Origin of the sequence: Micromonospora phytophila, assembly GCF_023656545.1 — a bacterium.
Classification (GTDB): Bacteria; Actinomycetota; Actinomycetes; order Mycobacteriales; family Micromonosporaceae; genus Micromonospora; species Micromonospora phytophila.
Map to the genome: position 1 here is coordinate 1 of NZ_JAMOKF010000243.1, position 8,421 is coordinate 8,421.

Here is an 8,421-nt window from a genome sequence, read left to right on the forward strand (position 1 = left end):
TGACGCATCCGACTGTTGCGCGAGGCCCGCTGGCAGGCCCCGTCGTTGTCCCGGCAGTAGCGGAACGGCCGGCCGGCGCCGACGCGTTGCGGCACCTGACGTCCACAGTGGGCGCAGGGGCGGGTGTCGGCGGGGGCGGGCTGGACGTCCATCGAGGCGGAAGTCTAGTGCGGTGCCCGGTCAGGGCGTGGCGACGGCGGCGCGGGAGCGGTCGGCGGCGATGCGCACCGCCAGCGCGGCCAGCACGGTGCCCATCAGCCACCGCTGCGCCCGCAGCCAGAGCGGCCGGCGGGCGAAGAACCCGGCGAGCGTGCCGGCGGTGAGCACGATCAGCGCGTTCACCGACAGTGCCACGGCGATCTGGGTCAGCCCCAGCACCAGGCTCTGCGCCGCGACGTGGCCCCGCGCCGGGTCGATGAACTGCGGCAGCAGCGACACGTAGAGGATCGCGATCTTCGGGTTGAGCAGGTTGGTGACCAGACCCATGGTGAACAGCCGCCGCGGCGGGTCCGGCGGCAGCGGCGCCGGCGTGAACGGCGAGTGCCCGCCGGGGCGCAGCGTCCGCCAGGCCAGCCAGAGCAGGTACGCCGCTCCGGCCAGCTTGACCGCCGTGTAGAGCGCGGGCACCAGCACGAACACGGTGGCGATGCCGGCGACGGCGGCGGCCAGGTAGACCGCGAAGCCGGCGGCGACGCCGAGCAGCGAGACCATCCCGGCCCGCTTGCCCTGGGTCACCGACCGGGACACCAGGTAGACCATGTTCGGGCCCGGGGTCAGCACCAGCCCCAGCGCGACCAGCGCGACCCCCACCACCGCAGCCGTACCGACCATGATCCCCGCTCTCCCCGTCGCCCGTCACCGACCCTACGCCGGCCGCCCGTCGCCGGCGTAGGGCGGCCCGGATCCGGCCGCCTCGCCTAGCCCTAGGTGGTGCCTTCAAGCGGCTCGTGAAGACGCCACACGTGCGCGTTCCGACGGTGGGGGATTTGATGACAGCGACTGTGCCGCTGGACGCGATCCAAAGCGACCGGGCTGCGGGTGTGCTCCTCGGTGCGGCATGCGGTGACGCGCGCCGGGCGACCCCGGCCAGCGCGGCGAGCACCTCGGTAACCGCGTGCTGGTAGCGGCCGCCGCCGAGTCCCTGTCCCGTCAGGTGTCCCGGCACAGGGATGCGAGTTCGTTTCGGCCGGTGACTTCTCGGCCAGGGATAAGAAGCAGGGTGCAGGCTCGTTCGTAGCGTGCTCCGATGCGTTCCCATCCGCTGACGGCAGCGGTGAGGGCGGCAATGTCGCCGTGGAGCCGGCCGGCGGCGCGATCGAGGCAGGCGGTGACCCAGTCGTTCTCCGGCGCCGTGCGGGCCGCCGCTGTCACGTATTCGGCGGCGTCGGGGAGACCGAGCACGACGGCGAGTTCGGCGGCTGCCGCGCGGGCGTAGGCCGAGGTCCCGCAGGGGGCGTCGGTGAAAGCCAGGGTCAGGAGCGGCTCCACACCGTCGTACCGGCCGGTGTGGACGCCGAGGCGGGCCTCGACGAACGTCAGAAACGTCGAGTGGGTGAGCACGACCGATCCCCTGACCTGGCTTGCGCGGGCGCGCCACAGCTCGGATTTCGGGACGTCGCCACAGAGTCCGTGCACGAGGGCGATGGCGGCCATCGCCGGGGACAACTCCCCCAGCACGGGCCGGCCGTCCCGCGTCCAGCGATCCCACACCGAGTCAGCGAGGTGCAGCGCCGGTGCGAAGTGCCCGCTCAGGACCAGCGGCGGGATCAGTTTGGCGGCGGAAAGACACGAGTCGCCGACCACGTCGTCGTCCATCGCCAACTGGGCGGCGGAGAGCGCGGTCGCCAGGTCACCGATTTCCAGGGCGATACTCGGCGCGGCCTGGTAGGTGTCGAGGATTTCGGGAGCCGCGCGTGGATCGTGGCGGGACATCAGGGGGAGTAGGGCCAGTCGTTCTCCGTTGACGCGGTGCGCGTCCCGATGCCGGCCGGCGGCACGTGCCGCGGCAACGACTCCGTCGAGAGCTGCGCTCAGGAGTACCGGGTCGCCGGTGGCGCGGGCGGCTGTCACCGCGGTCTCGGCTAGCACCGGGTCGGGGCTGTACTTCCGAGAATCGGTGATCCAGGCGGCCGCGGCCGCCAGGTGGGCGGCGACCACGGCATCACGCGGGTCACCCTCGGCGGTTGCCTGGTCCAGTAGGCGGCGCAGCCGATCGTGTGGCACCTCGACGTCGAAGCATCCCGTGTTCCTCGTCGCCATGGTGACGGCGGCGGCGAGCAGGATCGCGTGCATGCTGGCGTCACCGGCGGTGCGAGCCTGTTCAGCGGCGGCGAGGAGCAGTTCGAAGGCCGGCTGACCAGCGTAGCGGGCGGACGTGCAGTTGGCCGCGGTCCACAGGTCGCGGGCGGCGTCGGCGGGTGTGCGGGCATGTCGCGCCGCGGTCTGGTAGTGGTCGATCGATTCCGTCAGGAACCGCCGTGCGAAGGTGAGCTGCCCCAGGGCCCGGGCCAGTCGGTGGGCCATCGAGTCCGGACCGGGTGGGCAACCGCGCAGGGCCGCGCGCAGGTCGTCGGCGACGGCGTCGAAGTCCTCGTGCCATCGCTGGTCGAGCCGATTCTGCAACGCGTCCGCCGTCGTCGCGGCCCAGTCCAGATACCGTCCCCTGGCGACGGCGCCCTCGGCGCTGTGACCGAGTTGTTCGGCGGCGAAGGCGTGGACCGTCGCCAACAGCCGCCACCGGCCGGCCCGGCCGGTGACGAGGCTCTTGTCGACGAGACGGCCGAGAATATCGGCGGCTGCCGCCGGATCGCCGTTGGCGGCGACCGCGGTGACCGCCTCCAGATCGAAGTCACCGGAGAAGACGCTGAGCCGCCGGAACATGGTGCGTTCCTCATCGTCGAGCAGGTCGTGGCTCCAGTCGATGACCGCACGCAAGGAGCGGTGCCGTACGGCCGTCCCCCGGCCGCCGGCCAGCAGCCGTAGATAGTCGCCAAGGCCGGCGAGCAGGCCCGCGGCGCCCAGCGAGGCGCACCGGGCGGCGGCCAGCTCGATAGCCAGCGGGAGCCCGTCGAGGCGAGAACACAGGTCCGCGACGACATCCGGATCGCAGCGGGCGCCCGGGTCAGCGGTCTCGATGCGCTGGCAGAAGAGCGTCTCGGCGTCGGAGCCCAACGGCAGCGGCGCGACCGGCACGCCCCGTTCCCCCGGCAGGCCGAGCCGCTCACGGCTGGTGGTCAACACCGTGACGGTGGGACACGCGGACAACACCCGGTCGACGAAAGCGGCGGCGGCTTCGAGCAGGTGCTCGCAGTTGTCCAGAATCAACAGTGACCGGCCCCGGGCCAGCCGCTCGATGATGGCGTTCACGAGCGGCAGTTGGGGTCCTTCGCTCACCCCTAGCGTGGTGGCCACGGCCTGTGCCACGAACCCGTCGCGCACCGGGACCAGGTCGACGAACGCCCCACCGAACGGGAACGACGACGCGGCCGCCTCGGCCACCGCCGCCGCCAGCCTGGTCTTGCCGACCCCGCCGGGGCCCAGCAACGTCACCAACCGGCTGTCCTGAAGGGCGGCCACCAGGCCGTCGCGCTCCTCGCCTCGCCCGATGAACGTGGTGCGGGCGATCGGAATCCCCGCCAACTGCCCCACCGCCGGACCGGTGCCGTCAGCGACTGTCACCGCCAGGGCCGCGAGTTCCCGTCGATCAGCCACGCCGTACTTGCGCAGCAGTGAGGACACGTGGCCCTCCACCGTGCGTACCGAGATGTGCAGACGGCTCGCGATCCGCGCGTTGGACAGGTGGTCCCGCAGCGCCACCAGTACCTCTACCTCACGTTCCGACACCTCAACCCGGTCAACGGTCATCGCAACATCATCACCGACCTTTGGCTGACACGTGGTCCCCGCGTACCGGACACGTGATCAGCACGGATGCCCGGCCGCCCCGGGGCGGCGCAGGCTGTCAGCAGACAGGAACACCAATCAAGGAGAAGAACACCATGTCGGATAACGCCGAGTTTCAGATGCCCACGCCGGACCCGGCCCTCGGACGTCTGAGCTTTCTGGTCGGCACGTGGACGTTGGCCGGCTCAACCGTCCCGGGCCCGATGGGTCCGGCCACCGAGGTGACCGGCTGGGAGACCTGCGAATGGCTCGACGGAGGCTTCTTCCTGCTCCACCGCTGGGAGACCCGCTTCGAGGTCGGCGGCCACGAGGTCCGCGACACCGGCTACGAGTTCTTGGACTATGACCCCGCAGCCGGTGAGTACCGCACCCACTTCTTCAACAGCCTCGGCCCGTACGACGCGGCCAACAGCCACTACTCCGGTGGCTTCGACGGCGACGCTCTCGTGGTCACCGGACCCGCCCGCATCACCCGCCGACCCAACGGCGACGGCACCATCACCGTCGACTCCGACATCCCAACCGGCGACGGCACCTGGCTGCCGATGATGTCCTACCTGCTCTCCAGGTCCGCGTAGGCAATCCGTACAACCGGGTGGTCGGCGCGGATCCCGCGCCGACCACCCGGACCCCGCTTCCCAACCGAAGGGTAGAACGATGAACACCCAGCTCAGGCGGACCATCCTCATCGGATCGGTCTTGTTCGGGGTGCTGGCCGCCGGCCAGGCGGCCGTCGCCGCCGCGGCGGAGCCGGCGAAGTCAGGCACCCACACCGGCACTCTCGACGGCGCCGCCTTCCGGGCGGAGGTTCCGCGGCGGTGGAACGGCACCCTGGTGCTCTACAGCCATGGCTACCTACCACCGGGAACGCCGCAAGCGCCTGCCAACCAGATAGCGCTCGCGACCCGCCCGCAGACCCAGACCTGGTTACTGGAACACGGCTACGCGCTGGCCGCGTCGAACTACCGCAGCACCGGGTACGCGGTCGAGGACGCGCTGAACGACCAAATGGCACTCCTGGACTGGTTCTCCAGGAACGTGGGACGGCCGCACCGAACAATATCCAGCGGCGCGTCAATGGGCGGCGGGATCGCCGTACAACTGGCCGAACGCCACCCGCACCGATTCGCCGGCGTACTGGCCCAGTGTGCCGATCTGGACCAGAACGGCACCTGGAACATGGCACTGGACCTGGCGTTCACCATCAAGACCCTGCTCCCGACCGCACCCGACGTCGAGTTGGTCGACGCCAGCGACCCGGACGGCAGCCGCGATGCGCTGATCGAGGCCGCCATGCACGCGGCGGCCACGCCCGACGGGCGAGCCAGGCTGGCGCTGGCCGGGGCGCTGGGCAACATTCCCGGTTGGCTGTCCGCGCACCAGCCCCGCCCCACCGAGCCGATCGACCGGATCACCGCGCAGGCGACGTGGATCGTCGGTGCCTACCTGTGGGGCATGGGACCCACCGCCCGCACCGATCTGGAACATCGAGCCGGCGGCAACCCCTCGTGGAACGTCGGGGTCGACTATGACCACCAACTCGCCCGTTCGGCGCAGCGTGACCTCGTCGAGCAGGCGTACCGCGAGGCCAAGCTCGACCTGAACGCCGACCTGGCCAGGCTCGCGGCCGCGCCGCGCATCGCCCCGGACCCGGTTGCCGTGCGCTACATGTACCGATCCGCCGTGCCCACCGGCCGCACGCCCGCCCCGGTGATCACCCTGCACGGCACCGGGGACGGCGGCGCCGTCGTCGACCAGCAACGCTGGTACGCCACCCAGGTCCGCCGCTCCGGCGACCCTGCCCGGATACGCCAGCTCTACATCAACCGCGGCAGCCACTGCGCCTTCAGCGCGGCCGAGGAAATCACCACCCTCCGGACACTGATCGCACGCATCGACACAGATCGCTGGCCCAGCACCGAACCCGACCAGCTCAACGCCGCCGCGAACGCCTTCGACCCGGAGTACCACACCGTCCACGACCTTTTCAGCCAGCAGGAGGCCACCATGCCGTCGGCATTCACCCGCCACGACCCGCCGACCTGGCTACGTCCGTCCCGTTGAACCCCGCCCCCAGAAAGGCTGTGCCGGCACCGAGGGGTGCCGGCACAGCGCGCTGGCCGAGCCAAGCACCAGCCCTGGCCGGCAATCCTGCCGAGTTCTCGACGATGGTGTACCCGGCCGCCACGTAGGGCACACCGGCGCTGGACCGGCGGTCGCGGGAAGATCGGCAGCGTACTGATCACCCGCGGCCCGGCGTTGGCCGCAACAACCCTGCAGAAGGCCGAGCAGAAGGACTTCGACGCGTCACCCGGAAGTGGCTCCTCGCCCACGAGATCGGTCACTGGGCGGGCCGGTACTGCCGCACCCGAGCTCGCGGCTCGGCCCGCCGGAACCGGCCCGTGATCCGCGCGTGCAACCGATCCAACCCCGCCGCCCAGGCATCGATCTCTGCCCGTCGTCACGGCAGACATCATGCACTACAGGACATCCACAACTGCCGTTGCAGTACGAACGGCCCGCCGGCCGGTTGTCGCCGACGGCGATGCCGCGCATCCGCACCCCGGGGTGATTGGCGCGGATGTTCAACGCCGCGAGTTCCACCGTCCGGGCGATCCGCCGCCGCCTGGTCTCCGTTCGCTTCGCCGTCGCCACCCACTCCAGGATCAACCGCTTCGACGACGGCGGGAACTTCTGGAAGTTCCGGTGGGCGGCCTCGTTGCGCTCCAGCGGTTCCCGCAGATCCTCAAGTACGGCGGCGCTCTCCGCGTCGGGCAGGACCTGCCAGGTTCCGTTGGCCCGGGCCAACTCGATCAGGGCCGCGCCGTGCCCGGTCATCAGGCCCAGCCCGGTCATCTTCGCGGCGCGCTGCCGGTTCACCCCGCTGCACGTGCTGCGTGGGCTGCGCGGGCTGAACCGGAGGGCGCCAGCCAGGCCCGCCACTCGGTGGTGGTGCTCGCGAGCAGGGTGTTCACCTCACGCCCCCGTCCGCGACTGGAGGATCTCCAGGTAGTGCTTGTTGTACATCACGCCCAGGATGTTGCCGAACGGGTCGACCACGGAGGCGGTGACGAACCCGGGGCCGTGCTCGACCGGCTCCTGGTACGCCGTCGCGCCGAGGGACAGCAGCCGCTCGAAGCTGGCCTGCAGATCGTCGACGTGCCAGTGGACCACCGCGCCCCCGGCGGTGTCCGAGCGGCCGTGCGGGGCGAAGCGACGGTCGATGAAGCCGAGTTCGTGCTGGTAGTCGCCGATGCGGAACTCGATGTACGCGGGCACCCCCTCGACGGTGCGCACGTAGTACGGCTCGGTGCCGAGCAGTTCGGCGTACCACTTCCCGGCGGCCGTCAGGTCGTCGGCGAAGAAACTGACGGTGGTGAGTCCTCGCAACATGGGTGGTTCCCTTCCTCCGGTTGGTGACAGGAACCATCCTCCGACCTAAAGTGCTCACCAATTGAGCACTTTGTGGGAGAGGTTGGGGGCATGCGCGCTGACCGCCTCGTCGCCGTCCTCCTGCTCATCCAGGCACGGGGACGGGTGACCGCCGCGGAGCTGGCCGACGAGCTCGAGGTGTCCGTCGCCACCGCCCGCCGTGACCTGGAGGCGCTGTCGGCGGCGGGCATCCCGGTGTACCCGCAGCCCGGTCGCGGCGGCGGCTGGTCGCTCGTCGGCGGCGCCCGCACCGACCTCACCGGCCTGTCGGCGACCGAGGCGCAGGCCCTGTTCCTGCTCGTCGGTCCCGCCGCGGCCGTCTCGGCGGAGGCCAGGGCGGCGCTGCGCAAGCTCGTCCGGGCGTTGCCGCAGACCTTCCGGGCCGACGCCGAGGCCGCCGCCGGCGCCACCATGATCGACCCCACCCGGTGGGGCGAGCGGGACCGCGGCCGACCGGAGATGGTCGACCTCCTCCAGGCCGCCGTGGTCCGCCGGCGCAAGGTCCGCCTGACCTACGCCAGCAGCGCGCGGGAGCGGACCGAACGACTGGTCGACCCGTGGGGCCTGGTCGACAAGGACGAGATCTGGTACCTGCTCGCCGGGACCGGGAATGGTCAGCGGACCTTCCGGGTCGACCGGATCATCAAGGCCGAGCCGACCGACGAGCCCGCCGCGCGCCCGGAGGACTTCGCGCTCGCCGCGGCGTGGCAGCAGGTCGTCGGCGAGGTCGTGCGGCGGCGTTCCCGCACCTGGGCGACGGTGCTCGTCGAGGCCAGGTTCCTGCCCGTGCTGCGTGACCAGTTCGGGCGGCACTGCCACCTCGACGGTGAGCCCGACCGGGGGCGCGCCCGGGTCCGCCTGGCCGCACCGACCCCGCTGGACATCGCCCGGCACCTCGCCGGGTGGGGCGCGATGATCGAGGTGCTCGAGCCGCCGTCCGTGAAGGCCGAGCTGGCCCGGATCGGCGCCGAGCTCGCGGCCCGCTACCGCACCGCCCGCCCGGCCGACGACCCGGCCACCGGCGGACGGTGACGGCCGACCGCCGGCAGCCGGCCCTGGGAAGGGTGTGACGACCGATCGGCCGGC

At 71.5% G+C, this 8,421-nt stretch carries 7 protein-coding genes; 3 read left to right on the forward strand and 4 right to left on the reverse strand.

Annotated features, from left to right (window positions below; all coding sequences use genetic code 11):
- Window positions 1-180: 180 nt before the first annotated feature.
- Together NCC78_RS23085 and NCC78_RS23090 are read right to left on the reverse strand one after the other, a co-directional pair.
- Entirely contained in the window at window positions 181-831 is a 651-nt protein-coding gene (locus tag NCC78_RS23085) for a LysE family translocator (protein ID WP_250797003.1), read from the reverse strand.
- 318 nt (window positions 832-1,149) lie between these two features.
- Entirely contained in the window at window positions 1,150-3,864 is a 2,715-nt protein-coding gene (locus NCC78_RS23090; protein WP_250797004.1) for an ATP-binding protein, read from the reverse strand.
- Between the two features lie 134 nt (window positions 3,865-3,998).
- Between NCC78_RS23090 and NCC78_RS23095 the strand changes: the two genes are divergently transcribed.
- Complete coding sequence (locus NCC78_RS23095) at window positions 3,999-4,481, forward strand: DUF1579 family protein (protein WP_250797005.1); 483 nt, start codon at window positions 3,999-4,001, stop codon at window positions 4,479-4,481.
- Window positions 4,482-4,560: 79 nt separating this feature from the next.
- Complete coding sequence (locus NCC78_RS23100; RefSeq protein ID WP_250797006.1) at window positions 4,561-5,967, forward strand: alpha/beta hydrolase family protein; 1,407 nt, start codon at window positions 4,561-4,563, stop codon at window positions 5,965-5,967.
- A gap of 243 nt (window positions 5,968-6,210) precedes the next feature.
- Here NCC78_RS23100 and NCC78_RS32590 read toward each other — a convergent pair whose 3' ends face one another.
- Window positions 6,211-6,783, reverse strand: coding sequence for a YdeI/OmpD-associated family protein (locus tag NCC78_RS32590; RefSeq protein WP_372495185.1), 573 nt, complete (start codon window positions 6,781-6,783; stop codon window positions 6,211-6,213).
- 96 nt (window positions 6,784-6,879) lie between these two features.
- On the reverse strand, window positions 6,880-7,296 hold the full coding sequence (locus NCC78_RS23110) for a VOC family protein (RefSeq protein WP_250797007.1): 417 nt from the start codon (window positions 7,294-7,296) through the stop codon (window positions 6,880-6,882).
- 90 nt (window positions 7,297-7,386) lie between these two features.
- Between NCC78_RS23110 and NCC78_RS23115 the strand changes: the two genes are divergently transcribed.
- Window positions 7,387-8,367, forward strand: coding sequence for a helix-turn-helix transcriptional regulator (locus NCC78_RS23115; protein WP_250797012.1), 981 nt, complete (start codon window positions 7,387-7,389; stop codon window positions 8,365-8,367).
- Window positions 8,368-8,421 lie beyond the last annotated feature (54 nt).